At 61.2% G+C, this 14,965-nt stretch carries 15 protein-coding genes; 6 read left to right on the top strand and 9 right to left on the bottom strand.

The window, feature by feature from the left end; translation table 11 throughout:
- Position 1: 1 nt before the first annotated feature.
- Complete coding sequence (locus I5S59_RS05045; RefSeq protein ID WP_197875655.1) at positions 2 to 559, bottom strand: hypoxanthine-guanine phosphoribosyltransferase; 558 nt, start codon at positions 557 to 559, stop codon at positions 2 to 4.
- A gap of 163 nt (positions 560 to 722) precedes the next feature.
- On the opposite strand from I5S59_RS05045, the gene upp reads away from it, so the two are divergent.
- The gene (gene upp / locus I5S59_RS05040; RefSeq protein ID WP_197875654.1) at positions 723 to 1,361 is read left to right on the top strand and encodes a uracil phosphoribosyltransferase; all 639 of its coding nucleotides are present in this window, start codon (positions 723 to 725) and stop codon (positions 1,359 to 1,361) included.
- Between the two features lie 2 nt (positions 1,362 to 1,363).
- Complete coding sequence (locus I5S59_RS05035; RefSeq protein WP_197875653.1) at positions 1,364 to 2,638, top strand: uracil-xanthine permease family protein; 1,275 nt, start codon at positions 1,364 to 1,366, stop codon at positions 2,636 to 2,638.
- A gap of 121 nt (positions 2,639 to 2,759) precedes the next feature.
- Here I5S59_RS05035 and hemH read toward each other — a convergent pair whose 3' ends face one another.
- Complete coding sequence (gene hemH / locus I5S59_RS05030) at positions 2,760 to 3,776, bottom strand: ferrochelatase (protein WP_197875652.1); 1,017 nt, start codon at positions 3,774 to 3,776, stop codon at positions 2,760 to 2,762.
- 13 nt (positions 3,777 to 3,789) lie between these two features.
- On the bottom strand, positions 3,790 to 4,695 hold the full coding sequence (locus I5S59_RS05025) for a TIGR01777 family oxidoreductase (protein WP_197875651.1): 906 nt from the start codon (positions 4,693 to 4,695) through the stop codon (positions 3,790 to 3,792).
- A gap of 185 nt (positions 4,696 to 4,880) precedes the next feature.
- On the opposite strand from I5S59_RS05025, the gene I5S59_RS05020 reads away from it, so the two are divergent.
- The 4 genes from I5S59_RS05020 to phrB all read left to right on the top strand — a co-directional run bounded on the left by I5S59_RS05020 (position 4,881) and on the right by phrB (position 9,331).
- Positions 4,881 to 5,867, top strand: coding sequence for an NAD(P)/FAD-dependent oxidoreductase (locus tag I5S59_RS05020; RefSeq protein ID WP_197875650.1), 987 nt, complete (start codon positions 4,881 to 4,883; stop codon positions 5,865 to 5,867).
- Positions 5,868 to 6,005: 138 nt separating this feature from the next.
- The gene (locus tag I5S59_RS26425; RefSeq protein ID WP_232239592.1) at positions 6,006 to 6,974 is read left to right on the top strand and encodes a YbgA family protein; all 969 of its coding nucleotides are present in this window, start codon (positions 6,006 to 6,008) and stop codon (positions 6,972 to 6,974) included.
- Complete coding sequence (locus I5S59_RS05010) at positions 6,964 to 7,860, top strand: MerR family transcriptional regulator (RefSeq protein WP_232239591.1); 897 nt, start codon at positions 6,964 to 6,966, stop codon at positions 7,858 to 7,860. Before I5S59_RS26425 ends, I5S59_RS05010 begins: the two co-directional genes overlap by 11 nt.
- Before the next feature lie 25 nt (positions 7,861 to 7,885).
- Complete coding sequence (gene phrB / locus I5S59_RS05005) at positions 7,886 to 9,331, top strand: deoxyribodipyrimidine photo-lyase (protein ID WP_197875649.1); 1,446 nt, start codon at positions 7,886 to 7,888, stop codon at positions 9,329 to 9,331.
- A gap of 125 nt (positions 9,332 to 9,456) precedes the next feature.
- Here phrB and I5S59_RS05000 read toward each other — a convergent pair whose 3' ends face one another.
- From I5S59_RS05000 to hemA, 6 genes are all read right to left on the bottom strand, one after another.
- Positions 9,457 to 9,975, bottom strand: a complete 519-nt coding sequence (locus I5S59_RS05000; RefSeq protein WP_197875648.1) for an acyloxyacyl hydrolase — start codon at positions 9,973 to 9,975, stop codon at positions 9,457 to 9,459.
- A gap of 114 nt (positions 9,976 to 10,089) precedes the next feature.
- On the bottom strand, positions 10,090 to 10,890 hold the full coding sequence (gene murI, locus I5S59_RS04995; protein ID WP_197875647.1) for a glutamate racemase: 801 nt from the start codon (positions 10,888 to 10,890) through the stop codon (positions 10,090 to 10,092).
- Positions 10,883 to 11,638 (bottom strand): molybdopterin-synthase adenylyltransferase MoeB, encoded by a 756-nt coding sequence (locus I5S59_RS04990; RefSeq protein WP_197875646.1) that lies wholly within the window; start codon positions 11,636 to 11,638, stop codon positions 10,883 to 10,885. Before I5S59_RS04990 ends, murI begins: the two co-directional genes overlap by 8 nt.
- Entirely contained in the window at positions 11,632 to 12,462 is an 831-nt protein-coding gene (prmC, locus tag I5S59_RS04985) for a peptide chain release factor N(5)-glutamine methyltransferase (protein WP_197875645.1), read from the bottom strand. The genes I5S59_RS04990 and prmC overlap by 7 nt, the downstream gene beginning before the upstream one ends.
- Positions 12,463 to 13,545 carry a peptide chain release factor 1 gene (prfA, locus tag I5S59_RS04980; RefSeq protein ID WP_197875644.1) on the bottom strand — a complete coding sequence of 361 codons (1,083 nt, stop codon included), beginning with the start codon at positions 13,543 to 13,545 and terminating at the stop codon, positions 12,463 to 12,465. It lies immediately after the preceding gene.
- Complete coding sequence (gene hemA, locus I5S59_RS04975; RefSeq protein ID WP_197875643.1) at positions 13,542 to 14,819, bottom strand: glutamyl-tRNA reductase; 1,278 nt, start codon at positions 14,817 to 14,819, stop codon at positions 13,542 to 13,544. The genes prfA and hemA overlap by 4 nt, the downstream gene beginning before the upstream one ends.
- Positions 14,820 to 14,965 lie beyond the last annotated feature (146 nt).

Genomic DNA, 14,965 nt, shown 5'->3' with positions numbered 1-14,965 from the left:
ATTAGAGCCCTTTGACGGCGAAGATGCCGTTGGCATTGCGCCAATAACCCTTGTAGTCCATGCCGTAACCGAACACATAGCGGTCAACGCAGCTCAGGCCACAGAAGTCGGCCTTGAGACCGGCACTGGCTTTACGGTCGTGATCCTTGTCGATCAGAACAGCCGTGTGCACGGCGCGGGCGCCGGCGTGCGTGCAGAAGTCGACGATCGCGCTGAGGGTATGCCCTTCGTCGAGGATGTCGTCGATGATCAGCACGTCACGGTCGATGAACGAGACTTCAGGCTTGGCCTTCCAGAACAGGTCACCGCCGCTGGTCTGATTGCGGTAGCGGGTAGCGTGCAGGTAAGACGCCTCCAGCGGGAATTGCAGGTGGGTCAGCAGCTTGCCCGCGAAGATCAGGCCACCGTTCATCACACAGAACACCACCGGGTTGCTCTCGGCGAGAACGTCGCTGATCTGTGCGCCAACGCGAGCGATGGCGGCCTCAACTTCGGCTTCGTTGTACAGGCAGTCAGCCTCTCGCATGACTTGACGGATATGCTCGAGATCAGCGGACATGGCGCTCTCCAGGGGGCAGCATTTAAGAAAAGCGGGCAAAGGTACGCATCCCGCGACGCCAGATCAAGCATTTATGGACTAACGTCCAGAATGCCTATAGGACACACGCCGCTGAATAGATTAATCTAGCGCGGTTTTTTTGCCCGCCCCGGAGCCTTCCGCTATGCCTACCCTCGAGATCCGCCACCCGCTGATCCGTCACAAGCTCGGCCTCATGCGCCGTGCCGATATCAGCACCAAGAATTTTCGCGAACTCGCCCAGGAAGTCGGCACGCTTCTGACCTATGAAGCCACCCAGGACCTGCCTCTGGAAAGCTACGAAATAGATGGCTGGTGCGGCAAAGTCCAGGTTGAGAAAATCGCCGGCAAGAAGATTACTGTAGTACCGATCCTGCGTGCCGGCATCGGCATGCTCGACGGCGTGCTCAGCCTGATTCCAGGTGCCAAGGTCAGTGCCGTCGGCGTTGCCCGTAACGAGGAAACCCTCGAAGCCCATACCTACCTGGAAAAGCTCGCCCCGGAAATCGACGAGCGCCTGGCGCTGATCATCGACCCGATGCTGGCCACCGGCGGTTCGATGGTCGCCACCATCGACCTGCTGAAGAAAGCCGGCTGCAAAGACATCCGCGCCATGGTGCTGGTCGCCGCGCCGGAAGGCATTGCCGTGGTCGAGAAAGCCCACCCGGACGTGAAGATCTACACCGCCTCGATCGATGAGCGCCTGAACGAGCACGGTTACATCATTCCGGGCCTGGGCGATGCCGGCGACAAAATCTTCGGTACCAAGCAGAAGGACGCCTGATCATGCAGGATGAGTTCAACGACCCGCTCTGGCGCCAGGTCGTCTCCGGTGCGCAAATGCTCTTCGTGGCGTTTGGCGCACTGGTGCTGATGCCGCTGATTACCGGCCTCGACCCGAATGTCGCGCTGTTTACCGCAGGTTTGGGAACTCTGCTGTTTCAGGTAGTCACCGGCCGTCAGGTACCGGTGTTCCTCGCTTCGAGCTTTGCCTTCATCACCCCGATCATTCTCGCCAAGGGCCAGTTCGGTCTGGCCGAAACCATGGGCGGGGTAATGGCCGCCGGTTTCGTCTACACCTTCCTGGGGCTTGCGGTAAAAATCAAAGGCACCGGTTTCATCGACCGTCTGCTGCCGCCGGTAGTGATCGGCCCGGTGATCATCTCGATTGGCCTGGCCATGGCACCGATTGCGGCCAACATGGCCATGGGCAAGGCCGGCGACGGCACCGAGCTGTTGCCGTACGGCACCGCGATGATGATTTCCATGCCCGCGCTGCTGACCACGCTGATTGTCGCGGTGTTCGGCAAAGGCATCTTCCGCCTGGTGCCGATTATTGCTGGCGTGCTGGTAGGTTTTGGCCTGTCGTTCTACTTCGGTGTGGTCGATACCGCGAAGATCGCCGCCGCGCCCTGGCTGGCCCTGCCGCACTTCACGGCACCGGCGTTCAACTGGCAAGCGATCCTGTTCATTGTGCCGGTTGCCCTGGCCCCGGCCATTGAGCACATCGGCGGCGTTATCGCCGTGGGCAGCGTGACCGGTCGCGACTACCTGAAAAAGCCTGGCCTGCACCGCACCTTGCTCGGGGATGGCATCGCCACCACCACTGCCGGCCTGTTTGGTGGCCCGCCCAACACCACCTATGCCGAAGTGACCGGCGCGGTGATGCTGACCAAGAACTACAACCCGAAGATCATGACCTGGGCGGCAATCTTTGCCATCACCCTGGCGTTCATCGGCAAGTTCGGCGCCCTGCTGCAAAGCATCCCGGTGCCGGTGATGGGCGGGATTCTCTGCCTGTTGTTCGGCTCGATTGCAGCGGTGGGGATGAACACCATGATCCGCCACAAGATCGACCTGAGCGAAGCCCGCAACCTGGTGATCGTGTCGGTCACGCTGGTGTTCGGCATCGGCGGCGTGCTGATCGGTAGCGGTACCGGCCCTGATGACTGGGGTCTGAAGGGCATCGCCCTGTGTGCTGTGGTCGCCATTGCCCTGAACTTGCTGCTGCCGGGCAACGACGGCTGGAAGAAGAAAGCACTGGACGATCAGCAGCCTTGATCGTGTAGGGGCGGATTTACCGGGACGCCGGACCGCCGCATAAGGCCGCGTTAGCGGCCTTATGCGGAGTCGGGACGACGCTGTCGTCCATCGCGGATGAATCCGCTCCTACAAAACGCGCTTAATGCGCTTTTTCACACATCCCGGCCAACGCCTGCGCCCATTGCGGGTGATCATTCAGGCATGGCACCAGCACCAACTCCTCCCCGCCCGCTGCAATGAACTGTTCGCGGCCACGGTCGCCAATTTCCTCAAGCGTCTCGATGCAGTCGGCGACAAATGCCGGGCACATGACCAGCAGCTTCTTCACGCCCGCCTTGCCCAGCTCATCCAGACGCGTTTCGGTGTAGGGCTCGATCCACTTGGCTTTGCCCAGACGTGACTGGAACGATACCGACCACTTGCCATCGGCGATGCCCAACTGCCGGGCAAAAGCCTGGGCGGTGCGCAGGCACTGCCCGCGATAACACACCGCGAGCATCTCGGGCGACGCATCCTTGCAACAATCTTCGGCCTGGAAATCATGGTTGCCGGTGGGATCGAGCTTTTTCAGGTGCCGCTCCGGCAAGCCATGGAAGCTCATCAACAAATGGTCGTAATCCTGCTCAAGGTACGGCCGGGCACTTTCCACCAGGGCATCAATGTAGGCTGGCTGATCATAGAAGGGCTGCAACACCGCCAGGTCCAGCGACAGCTGCTGCCCGGCAATCACCTGCCTGGCCTGCTCGACCACCGTTGTCACGGTGCTGTCGGCAAACTGTGGATAAAGCGGTGCCAGGGTGACCTTGCGCACACCTTGTGCAGCCAGGCGCTGCAACACCGTCGGCAAGGAAGGTTCGCCATAACGCATGGCGATTTCGACCGGGCCATGCGCCCAGTGCTCACGCATGGCAGCCTGCAAACGACGCGTAAGGACCACCAGCGGTGAGCCGTCTTCCCACCAGATCGACGCATAGGCATGAGCCGACTGCTCCGGGCGCTTGATCAGAATCAGCGAAACCAGCAGTCGCCGAACCGGCCACGGCAGGTCGATGACATACGGGTCCATCAGAAACTGATTGAGGTAACGGCGTACATCGGCCACCGAGGTGGAGGCCGGCGATCCCAGGTTGACCAGCAGCAGAGCGTGATCGGTCATGCAATGTCCTATTTCAGAGGCGACTGGACAACTCGTCCAGCGCCGATTGCAGATCATTGAAGCGAAAGGTGAAACCTGCAGCGAGCAAACGCACCGGACGTGCTCGCTGTCCGCCCAGCAACAGGGTCGACAGCTCGCCCAGGCCGGCCTTCAACACCAATGCCGGCAGGGGCATGAAAGCCGGACGATGCAGGGCGCGCCCCAGCCGCCTGGCAAACTCACGATTGCGCACAGGCTCAGGGGCGCAGGCATTATAAGGACCGCTGGCATCCTTGTGCTGCAAGAGAAAATCAATCAACGCGATCTGATCGTGAATATGAATCCACGGCATCCACTGCCGACCATCACCGATTGGCCCGCCAAGCCCCAGCTTGAAGGGCAATCGCAGGCGCGACAAAAAGCCGCCCTCGCTGGACAGCACCAGGCCGGTACGCACCAGCACGACACGAATGCCCAGCGTCTGGGCACGCTGCGCGGTCTCTTCCCACGCAATGCACAGTTGGCTGGCAAAGTCCTCTTTGACCGGTTGTGAAGCCTCGGTAAGTTCACGCTCGCCTGCATCGCCATACCAGCCGACCGCAGAACCGGAAATCAGCACTTCAGGTCGCTGCTGCCGCTGCTCCAGCCAGGCCAGCAGCTGTTCGGTGAGGGTGATCCGGCTCGCCCACAGCACAGCGCGACGCCGGGTACTCCAGGGGCGATCAGCGATCGGTGCGCCGGCCAGGTTGATCACGGCATCCACCGGTTCATCGTTGCTCAGCGCCTCGAGCCGGCCGATGCCTTGAACACCGACGCCGCACAATTTCGGCACCTGCTCAGGACGCCGGCTCCACACTGTCAAGCGATGCCCTTGCGCCAACCAGTGCTGACACAGCTGTTGGCCTATCAATCCCGTACCGCCGGTCAGCAATATATGCATGGCTGTGTCCTCACATGGCGCGGCCTGGTCTATTTTTAAGATCAAGGCACTTTTTTGACCGAACACCCTCGGATAAACATAGGTCAACCTGAAACACTGAACGGAATCATCTTATACACAAGAAGCAAGTTGTACAGGTTTGCCCGGCAGCGTAGTCTGCAACCATAAGGTTCGAAGAGGCCATCATGACTGTACCTATTGCCATCATCGGTGCCGGTATTGCCGGACTGTCAGCCGCCCAGGCGTTGCAAAAAGCCGGGCAGACTGTGCACCTGTTCGACAAGGGCCATGGTAGCGGGGGGCGCATGGCCAGCAAACGCAGCGATGCGGGCGCCCTGGACCTCGGCGCGCAGTACTTCACCGCGCGCGACCGGCGCTTTGTCGATCAAGTGCAGCAATGGGTCGCGGCGGGTTGGGTCGCCGAATGGAAGCCTCAGCTGTACAACTATCAGAACGGCATTCTCAGCCCTTCCCCGGATGAGCAAACCCGCTGGGTTGGCGTACCGCGCATGAGTGCCATCACCCGTGGCCTGCTCAAAGATGTAACGGTCAACTTCAGTTGTCGTATCGCCGAGGTCTACCGCGGCCAGCACTTCTGGCACCTGCAGGATACCGACGGTTGCAGTCATGGCCCCTACAGTCGTGTGGTCGTGGCCGTGCCTGCGCCCCAGGCTGCGCAACTGCTGGCCGCCACACCGAAACTTGCCGCCACTGCCGCCAGCGTGCAAATGGACCCTACCTGGGCCATTGCACTGGCCTTCGACACCCCGCTGGAGACGCCGATGCAGGGCTGCTTCGTGCAGGACAGCTCGCTTGACTGGCTGGCTCGCAACCGCAGCAAGCCGGGCCGTGACGCGCACATGGATACCTGGGTGCTGCATGCCACTTCCAGCTGGAGCAAACAGCACATCGACCTGAGCAAGGAGGCGGTGATCGAGCAACTCTGGGGCGACTTCGCCGAGCTGGTCGGTTGCGTGGTTCCGGCGCCGAACTTCTCGCTGGCCCATCGCTGGCTGTACGCCCGCCCGGCCAGCCATCACGAATGGGGCGCACTCGCCGATGCCGACCTGGGCCTCTACGCCTGTGGTGACTGGTGCTTGTCTGGCCGGGTTGAAGGCGCCTGGCTCAGCGGTCAGGAAGCCGCGCGGCGGCTGCTCGAACACCTGGAGTGACCGCTCGGGAAGCCGAAACCGTCGCACACCTAATTCTTATACAATATTTGTACAAGTTTGTTGACTTGTACAAAGCCAGCCCTATGATAAATCTGTACATGAATTTCACTTTGTACAAGTTTAATCAGGGCCACCGCTATGGACGCTTCGCACACCGCCTGTAAACCCAGAATCGCAATCAGCGCCTGCCTGATGGGTGCCGAGGTGCGATACAACGGCGGCCATAAAGCATCGCGCCTGTGCAACGAGGTACTGCAGCAATATTTTGAGTTTGTCCCGGTATGTCCGGAAGTGGCCATCGGCCTCGGCATACCGCGCGCGCCCATCCGGCTGACAGGCGACCCCGCTGATCCGCACGCTGTCGCAAGCCACGACCCGGGCCTGGATCTTTCCGGACCACTACGTGCCTACGGGCAACAAATGGCTGCCGACCTCAGCGATATCTGCGGCTACATCTTCATGCACAAATCGCCCTCCTGTGGGCTTGAACGGGTCAAGGTCTACCAGGCCAATGGCTACCCGGCCCACGAAGGTGGCCGGGGCCTGTATGCCGCTGCCTTTTGCCAGCAACGCCCGGACCTGCCCGTCGAGGAAGACGGCCGGCTGTGCGACCCGGTGCTGCGGGAGAATTTCATCACCCGGGTGTATGCCTACGCTGACTGGCAGCGATTGCAAGCCGAGGGCCTGAGCCGCGGTGCGCTGGTGGCGTTCCATGCCCGCTACAAGTACCAATTGATGGCCAACAATCCGCAGCAGTACAAGGCGCTGGGCAAACTGTTGGGCAGCATGACCCGCGAAGATGATCCGCAAACCCTTGGCCCACGTTATTTCAGCCAGCTGATGCAGGCCTTGCGCCGCTGCGCCAGCCGCGGCAACCACAGCAATGTGCTGCTGCACCTGAGCGGTTACCTGCGCCACACCCTGAGCCAGGGTGACCGCCAGGAAATCCGCCAGCTGATCAACCAGTACCACGCCGGAATCATTCCGCTGGTGGTGCCGCTGACGTTGCTCAAGCATCACTTGCGCAGCCATCCCGATCCCTACGTGCTGCAACAGGTTTACCTGCAACCGCACCCGGAAAGCCTGAGCCTGCGCAATGCAATCTGACCTGTTGCTGCCGATCCGCGAGGTAACGCGACTGACCGGGGTAAACCCGGTAACCCTGCGTGCCTGGGAACGGCGCTACGGCCTGGTTGTTCCGCAGCGCACTGGCAAAGGGCACCGGCTGTACAGCCAGAAGGACATCGAACGTATCCAGCAGATTATGCGCTGGCTGAACCACGGCGTTGCGGTTAGCCAGGTCGGGGCTTTGCTCGATAGCCCCCCCGCCGAGCCTGCGACATCTTCCGGTAGCGACTGGACAAGACTGCATCAGCAGTTGATCGAAGCCATCAGCGACCTGGCGCAGCGTCGCCTCGACCAGTTGCTGAACCAGGCCATTTCGCTCTACCCGGTAGCGACCTTGTGCGAGCACCTGTTCATGCCATTGTTCAACACCCTGGAAGTGCGCTGGCAAGGCCAGCTCGGCGCACGCCTGGAACAGGTGTTTTTCCATTCCTGGCTACGCAGCAAACTGGGGGCCCGTACCTACCACAACAACCATCAGCTCAGCGGCCCGCCCCTGCTGCTGCTGAACGCCACACCCTTGGCCTTTGACCCGCACCTGTGGCTGTGCGCCTGGCTGGCGAGCGATGCTGGCTTACCGGTCGAGGTGCTGGACTGGGCACTACCCGTCAATGAACTGGCCGTTGCGGTAGCGCGCATACAGCCACGGGCCTTGCTGATAAGCATCAGCCGCACAGTCGACCTGCGCCATCTGCAACGCAGCCTGGCCGCCATCGACCTACCCATATTGCTCAGTGGCAGTGTCATCAGTATCCACCGAGAAACCATTGAAGGGTGGCCACCGGCCGATCTCCATCTCTTTGAGACGCCGCAGCAAGTGCTGCAGGGGTTGCACCACCTGAACCTGGTACGTGACCGCGCACCCTGAACACTCTCATTAACCGGGACACACCATGCAACTGATATGGCTGCGCAGCGACCTGCGCATCGACGACAACACGGCACTGTCGGCCGCCTGCACGCAGGGGCCCACCGTGGCCGTCTGGCTGATCAGTGCCCAGCAATGGCGCAGCCACGATGACGCCCCGTGCAAAGTCGATTTCTGGCTGCGCAATCTGGCCGCACTAAAAGAGCGTCTTGCTGCATTGAACATCCCCTTGCTGGTGCGCCAGGCTGATACCTGGGATCAAGCCCCCGGTGTGCTGCTGCACATCTGCAACGAACTGCAGGTTCAGGCGCTGCACCTGAACGAAGAATACGGCGTCAACGAAAGCCGCCGGGACCAGGCCGTCGAGCAGGTACTGAACAACGCGGGTATTGCAGTGCATCGCCACTTTGACCAGTTGCTGTTCAAACCCGGCAGCATTCTGACCCGCAGCGGCGGTTACTTTCAGGTGTTCACCCAGTTTCGCAAGGTGTGCTACGAACGCTTGCACATGGGCCTGCCCAGCCTGCAACCGTCGATAGCAGCGCAGTCGCCCCTGTCGTTCGGCAGCGATGCCATCCCCACTCAGGTGGCAGGCTTTGAACCTCCGCCGGCCAGCTTGCGCGATCTATGGCCAGCCGGTGAGGCCCAGGCCCATGAACGTCTGGCACGGTTTGTCGATGAGGCCGCCGAGGACTATCAACAGCAACGGGACTTCCCCGCCGTCGCCGGTACCAGTCAGCTATCGCCCTACCTCGCTGCGGGCGTGATTTCCCCTCGTCAGTGCCTGCTCCGGGCGCTGGCTTACAACCAGGGTGAGTTCGACAGTGGCAACAGTGGCCTGGTGACCTGGATCAATGAGCTGCTCTGGCGCGATTTCTACAAGCACATCCTTAACGGATACCCACGCGTCTCGCGCCACCGTGCATTCCGTCAGGAAACCGAGGCCCTGCCCTGGCGCCATGCTCCGGAGGATTTGAAAGCCTGGCAGGAAGGCCGCACAGGCATTCCGATCATCGATGCCGCCATGCGCCAGTTGCTTGCCACCGGCTGGATGCACAACCGCCTGCGCATGGTGGTGGCGATGTTCCTGACCAAGAACCTGCTGATCGATTGGCGCGAAGGCGAGCGCTTCTTCATGCGCCACCTGATCGACGGCGATCTGGCCGCCAACAACGGCGGCTGGCAGTGGAGTGCCTCAACCGGAACCGATGCGGCGCCCTATTTCCGGATCTTCAACCCGATCAGCCAGTCACAACGCTTCGACAGCCAAGGCCGTTTTATCAAGCAATGGTTACCCGAACTGGCCTGGGCCAATGAAAAAAATATTCACAGCCCGATGCCTTCCGGCGGGCTATTCGCTAGCAACGATTACCCGCCACCCATCGTGGATCTCAGCAGCAGTCGCCAACGTGTTTTGAGTGCCTTCAAGAACTTACCCACACGGCAGTATCAGGGGGCTAGCCGTGATTAGTTTCATGGCCAAGCGCGTCCGGAAGACCGGTGCCAGCAGCGGCCTGGGCCCGGTCCAGCAGCTTTTGCTGCCCCTTCCCGAATACATCACCTCGGCCCTGCACACACTGCAGGGCCGACGCAGGCTTACAACGGCATGCGGTAGTGGATCGCGTAAGTTTCTACGCCATCATTGGGCGTAGTCAGCCCGGCATTGGAGTAATGAATGGCGCGCACGCCGATCTCGTGACCGCCGGCAAAACGCAGGCCGAAACCAATGCGGTCTTCGAACTGGAAAGATGAGCCCAACTTGTTGTCTTCAAGCTCAGTGCTGGAAAACGCCGCCACGCCAATACCCGCCTCGACGTAGGGTTTGACCGACTCGCCAGCAAACTCGTAGACAAAGACCGGCGCAAAGGAAAGGCTGTTGTTGCTTGCCGTTTCGTCGCCGACCCAATAGGTGTAGCCCGCATCCCAGTAACCCGTGACACGGCCCGTGCTGGTTTGCCACCAACTGACGTCCCAGTTCGACTGCAGGCCCAGACGGTAAGTCATGGTCGAGTCGCCGGTTTGCCCCACTGATAAAGAAACATCTGCCGCTTGAGTGGTAAACGATTGCCCCAGGGTCACGGCTGCAACGGCAGCCAAACAAAGCAGTTTCTTCATGAGAAACGTCCTTTTTCCTAATGCTGTTGTTAGTGCTTCTGTCTCGATGGACAAAATTATAGAAATCGGCAGCGCGGCTTTAGTTCATCAAAAGATCAGTGCTTATTGCGTTTTTTACACTGTAAAGCTTCGCACACTGTCAGATTTATTCCACAACATTGGCAGGATCTTTCGCAAATGTTCGGGGCTGGCACTGGTCCAGAACTGCGTGTCGCGTGCGGGGCCTTCCGCTAGCAATTGCCGCTCACCGAGCAGCCGTTGCAGCTGACGGGCGACTGCGGCACCGGTATCGATAATGGCAATGGACGGCGGCACCATCTGCGCCAGCAGCGGCTTGAGGAAGGGGTAATGCGTGCAGCCCAGAATCAAGGTGTCGCACCCGGCATCGAGCAGCGGTTTGACGTAGCCCTGAAGCAAATCACGCAAGGTCGGGCTGCCCAGGTCCCCAGCCTCGATACACTCGACCAACCCGGGGCACGGTTGGGTTACCACCTGTACATCGCTGGCAAAGCGATCCAGCAGGGCTGCAAACTTGGCGCTCTGCAGCGTCCCGGTGGTGGCCAGCACCCCGACCACGCCACTGCGCGTTGCGGCAGCGGCAGGCTTTACCGCCGGCTCCATTCCCACCAGCGGCCAGTCCGGGTACAGCTCACGCAAGTCAGCTACCGCAGCCACGGTAGCGGTGTTACAGGCCAGCACCATGGCCTTGGCACCTTGCGCGCGAAAGAATTCGGCCACCAGGCGGCAGCGCTCACGGATAAACGCCGGGGACTTTTCACCGTAGGGAATATGCCCACAGTCGGCGACATACAGCAGCGACTCGTTGGGCAACAAACGCTGGATTTCTGCCAACACCGACAACCCGCCGACACCGGAGTCAAAGACACCTACCGGCGCTGCGGGCTGATCACGCATCGTGCTGTCCACACACGCTGCAGCCCGGGTCGCGCTTGACCCGCAACTCGCGAAAACGGCTGCCAGCAGCATCGATCAGCAGCAGCCGGCCCACCATCGGCTCGCCAAATCCGGCCAGCAGCTTGAGTGCTTCCAGAGCTTGCAGGCTGCCGACCAACCCCACGAGCGGGCCAATGACTCCTGCCTCGCTACAGGTCAGCTCGGCGTCGCTGCCGTGCCCATAGAGGCAGTGATAACAGGGGCTTTCAGGCCGGCGTGGATCGAACACCGACAACTGCCCTTCCAGGCGGATGGCGGCGCCACTGACCAGCGGCTTGCCCGAGACCACACAGGCAGCATTGACCGCTTCACGCGTAGAGAAATTGTCGGTGCAGTCGAGCACCAGGTCCACGGCCTGCACTGCAGCAGCCAGGGAGTCCTCATCCAGCGCACTGCGATGGGCAACCAAACGTATTTCAGGATTGATCGCGTGCAAGCGCTTCAGTGCCGAGTCGACCTTGCTCATGCCAACCGAGTCGGTATCGTGCAGTACCTGACGTTGCAGGTTGGTCAGGTCGACCGTGTCGAAATCGGCCAGGTGCAGTTCGCCCACACCTGCTGCGGCCAGGTACAACGCCACCGGCGAGCCCAGGCCGCCCAGGCCGACGATCAATACGCGGCTGTCCTTGAGACGCAGTTGCCCGTCGATATCGACCTGAGCCAGAAGGATCTGCCGGCTGTAGCGCAACAGCTCCTGATCACTCAGCACGACAGTCGCCCCAGGCTGATGCGTTCATGGCCACCGTAATCGACACGACTTTCGATCTGCTCGAAATCGTGCTGCGCCAGCAACTCGCGTACAGCAGCGGCCTGATCGTAACCATGCTCAAGCAGCAACCAGCCGCCAGGCTGTAAATGCGCGGGCGCCTGACGGATGATGGCGCGCAGGTCATCAAGACCATCGGCACCGGCGACCAGGGCGCTGCTGGGCTCGAAGCGCACATCGCCTGCGACCAGGTGCGGATCGTCGGCGGCTATATAGGGGGGGTTGCTGATGATCAGCTCATAACGCTCGCCCTGCAGCGAATCGAACCAGTGACTGCTGAGTACCTGCACATTGTCCAGTTGCAGGCGCTGGCGGTTGCGCTCGGCGAGGGCCACGGCTTCAAGCACGCGATCGACGGCAGTGACTTGCCACTGCGGCCGTTCACTGGCTAGGGCCAGTGCAATAGCTCCCGTACCGGTGCCCAGGTCCAGCACGCGCACCGGGGTAACGGGCAACAACGCCATGGCCGTTTCGACCAGCAACTCGGTGTCGGGCCGCGGGATCAGCGTATGCGGCGCCACTTCCAGGTCCAGGTTCCAGAACCCTTGCTGCCCGAGGATGTAAGCAACCGGCTCACCGCTGCGGCGACGCTGCAGGTAGCCGGCGAACGTCAGTGCCGCTTCGCTGCTGACAATCCGCTCGGGCCAGGTGTGCAGGTAACTGCGCGACTTGCCGATGGCAGCAGCCAGCAGCAACTCCACGTCCAGGCGCGCTGTAGGCGAATCCGGTAGCTCCGCTGCGCGAAGCAGACTGGCAATAATCGTCATTTACTCACCCAGTGCAGCCAGTTGATCAGCCTGGTACTCGGCCAACAGCGGTTCGATCACCGCCTCGACCCCACCGGCCAGAACATCATCCAGGGAATACAGGGTCAGGTTGATACGGTGATCAGTCACCCGGCCCTGTGGATAGTTGTAGGTACGAATGCGCTCGGAGCGGTCGCCCGAGCCCACCAGCAGCTTGCGCTCACTGGCAATTGCGTTCTGCGCCGCGCTGGTCTGCATGTCGTTGAGCTTGGCCGACAACCACGACATGGCGCGGGCGCGGTTCTTGTGCTGGGAACGTTCTTCCTGGCACTCCACCACAATGCCGGTAGGCAAGTGGGTGATCCGAATGGCCGAGTCGGTCTTGTTGACGTGCTGGCCACCGGCACCGGAGGCGCGATAGGTGTCCACGCGCAAATCCGCCGGGTTGATCTCGATGGCGACTTGCTCATCCGGCTCAGGCAGCACCGCTACGGTGCATGCCGAGGTGTGGATGCGACCCTGGGATTCAGTTTCCGGCACACGCTGTACGCGGTGGGCACCGGATTCGAACTTCAGCTTGCCGTAGACATAATCACCCTCGATCCGGGCAATGATCTCCTTGTAACCGCCGTGCTCACCTTCGTTCTCCGAGAGAATTTCCAGGCGCCAGCCACGTCGCTCGGCATAACGCGAATACATGCGGAACAGGTCGCCGGAAAAAATCGCCGCCTCGTCACCACCGGTACCTGCGCGAATTTCCAGAAAGACGTTGCGGCCGTCGTTGGGGTCCTTGGGCAACAGCATGCGCTGCAGCTGGTTCTCCAGGTCTGCCAGCTGTTCCTTGGCCTCACGCACTTCCTCAACGGCCATTTCCCGCATGTCCGGGTCACTGTCTTTGAGCAGCGCCTGGGCGCCGGCCAGGTCATCCTGCACCTTGCGCCACTGGGCATAGGTCGCAGCCACGGGCTCGACCTCGGCATATTCGCGCGAATAGGCGCGAAAGCGGGTCTGGTCGGAAATGACTTCGGCATCGCCCAGCAGGGCGGTCAATTCCTCGAAACGGTCCTGGAGGGTGTCCAGCTTATTGAGCAGCGACGCTTTCATTGCGGGGTTTTATCCGTCGAACCCTCATTGAGGGCAAAGAGTTCCTGGGCCATGGCCAGCGCATCGAGGCGGCCTTCGGCAGAGAGCTTTTTCAGTTGCACACTGGGTGCATGCAGCAATTTGTTGGTCAGCCCGCGGGCCAGTTGCACCAGCACCTCTTCGGCACTGCTGCCGTTGGCGAGCAGGCGCTGGGCTTTTTGCAATTCTTCGTCACGCAAGCGTTCGCTCTGCTGACGGTAAGCCTTGAGCACATCGACCGCCGCCAGCTCGCGCAGGCGTGCCATGAAGTCTTCGGCGCCCCCCGAGACCAGTTCTTCAGCGGCCTGGGCAGCGCCCTGACGACTTTTGAGGTTCTCGGCGACGACATCGTGCAGGTCGTCAACGGTGTAGAGGTAAACGTCATCCAGTTCACCGACTTCAGGCTCGATGTCCCGCGGCACGGCGATATCGACCATGAAAATCGGCTTGTGCCGGCGCTGTTTCAACGCGCTTTCCACCGCGCCCTTGCCCAGGATCGGCAACTGGCTGGCCGTGGAACTGATGACGATGTCGCTGTTGACCAGCTCCTGCGGGATGTCGGCCAGCAGTACCGCATGAGCACCGAACTGTTCGGCCAGGGTACTGGCCCGCTCCAGGGTCCGGTTGGCCACGACTATGCGCCGTACGCCCTGCTCGTGCAGGTGTCGCGCCACCAGGGTGATGGTTTCGCCGGCGCCAATCAGCAACGCCTGGCTACGCCCCAGGTCACTGAAGATCTGTTTGGCCAGGCTGACCGCGGCAAACGCGACCGACACCGGGTTTTCACCGATGGCGGTGTCGGTGCGCACCTGTTTGGCGGCACTGAAGGTAGCCTGGAACAGGCGCCCGAGTAACGGCCCGATGGTTCCGGCTTCGCGGGCCACGGCATAGGCCGACTTCATCTGGCCAAGAATTTGCGGTTCGCCGAGCACCAGTGAATCGAGCCCGGACGCCACGCGCATCATGTGCCGGACGGCATCATGGTCTTCATGGACGTAGGCACTGGCACGCAGTTCATCGAGGCTCAACTGATGGTATTCGGCCAGCCAGCGCAGAATGCTCTCCGCCGCCAGGTGGTCCTGCTCTATATAGAGCTCGCTGCGGTTGCAGGTCGAAAGGATGGCGGCTTCGCGGCTGGCGGTCAGTCGGCAGAGCTGCTGCAAGGCGTCCACCAGCTGCTCAGGGGTAAACGCCACGCGCTCGCGTACGTCTACCGAGGCAGTCTTATGGTTGATACCGAGGGCAAGAAAGGCCATGCAAGGTCGCTGATTATGACGAGAAGCCGATAATTGTCCTACTTCGCAGGTTTCAGAACAACCACCGCTCGCTATTGTCTCTATAGTCTACCCCTACCGAGCGCTTCCCTTATGGGTTTGCCCCGGCGCTTGTGTCATGATGATCC

The organism is Pseudomonas alkylphenolica (assembly GCF_016009175.1).
GTDB lineage: Bacteria > Pseudomonadota > Gammaproteobacteria > Pseudomonadales > Pseudomonadaceae > Aquipseudomonas > Aquipseudomonas alkylphenolica_B.
Note: the sequence above shows the minus strand (reverse complement) of the source record. Positions and strands in the feature narration are given on the sequence as shown.